Here is a 1,416-nt window from a genome sequence, read left to right on the forward strand (position 1 = left end):
TTTGCCTCCAGCAAAGACCTTTCCGTTACCGGAAGGGGTTTTAAAAGTTCTCTGATAAAGTATCTTGCTCCAATATTGTACGATGCTGATAAGTCACAATTATATCGTTTTCCTGTCTGGAATACACACAGGCTGTGGTTTCCCGGATCACGGATAACTGTTCCGGTTCCATCATACGCAAGCCTGCTGGTATTCCATGCACAGATCCTCGATATCCGCATTCTGTTTCTGTGTGCCTGATGTTCACAGCGTTTCTGGATATCCCGTTTTCTCCACAGATGCAGTTTCTGTTTCTTTTTCCCGGATATCTTTCCTTTTATCTCCAGGTATTCGAAGACAATTATATCTGCATGGTTCTCTTTTGCATATTTTGTAACTGCTCCTGCAATCTTCCTGCCCAGTTCTATATTCAGGCGTTTTGCATAAGCCCATCTGCTCTTTGCCTGTACAGATCCATGTTCTCTCTGGAATCTCCGTATCCGTCCCAGCACACGGTACATCCGGTCTTTTTCACTGTGGAAGTTGATAAACTTTCTTCCCAGGACAGTTCCATCCGACCGCATAATGGTACAGACTGCATCGGTATTGATTCCCAGATCCACACTGCAGATGATCTGTTCTTTGGCTGGTATTTTCGCAAGTATCACATCTTCTGTATAAGAAAAACGCAGAAAATATTTCCTGTGCCTTTTCTCCAGTGTCGGGGCAGATGCCTTTTTCCCGGACCAGTTCTTTCTCAGATACTCCATGTCGGTATGACTCAACCGTACATGGAACCACTTCCAGTCATGTCCATCATATAATTTCAGATAAGCAGCGTCCTTCCCGCCTTCATCCTCCCGGTACATCACATCACGGTAAAAAACCGGCATAGCATGGTTCTCATATACAAGTCTCGGTTTTCCTTCTAACCGGTCTGTTTTCTCCCACAAACCCAGTCGGGTTTTGTAAGAAGACACACTTCCCAGGGCATTCTGGATAGATGCCCTTCTCAGATAGGAGGGCATCTTTGGAAATCGAATATCAAAATCAAAACGAGCCTGATTCTTTTTCGTTGTATGTATCAGGTGTTCTGCTTCATTGAAACGTTTCTTTGTTCCCGGGATCCTTTCCAGCTCTTCCCATACCTGTGCATAGACCTCTGTCAGATAGCTGACTGCAGCCCTGTAAACATCCAGTGTCTGACGAATCGGGATATTCTGTTTTCGTAATTCTACGCCATAGCTGGATATTATCTTCACAGTTGCTTCCTGCCTTTCTGACTTGTACTGGCATAAATAAGTCCTATTTGTTCCTTCCTATTCTATTATAACTCTTTTTAGGTCCAATAAAACTCCCTTTTATGTTTTTTTGTAAAAAATTTGCGCGCCTAACTCATCACTGGAAGTAACGAGAATGCGGCGCGCAGTTATTCAA

1 protein-coding gene is annotated in these 1,416 nt (G+C 43.7%); it reads right to left on the reverse strand.

Annotated features, from left to right (window positions below; translation table 11 throughout):
* The coding region (locus DXC01_RS18785; RefSeq protein WP_243111673.1) for a transposase at positions 1 to 1,241 on the reverse strand (1,241 nt) is incomplete at its 3' end.
* Between the last annotated feature and the right edge of the window lie 175 nt (positions 1,242 to 1,416).

This window comes from Blautia sp. OM07-19 (genome assembly GCF_003481595.1).
GTDB classification, from domain to species: Bacteria; Bacillota; Clostridia; order Lachnospirales; family Lachnospiraceae; genus Blautia_A; species Blautia_A intestinihominis.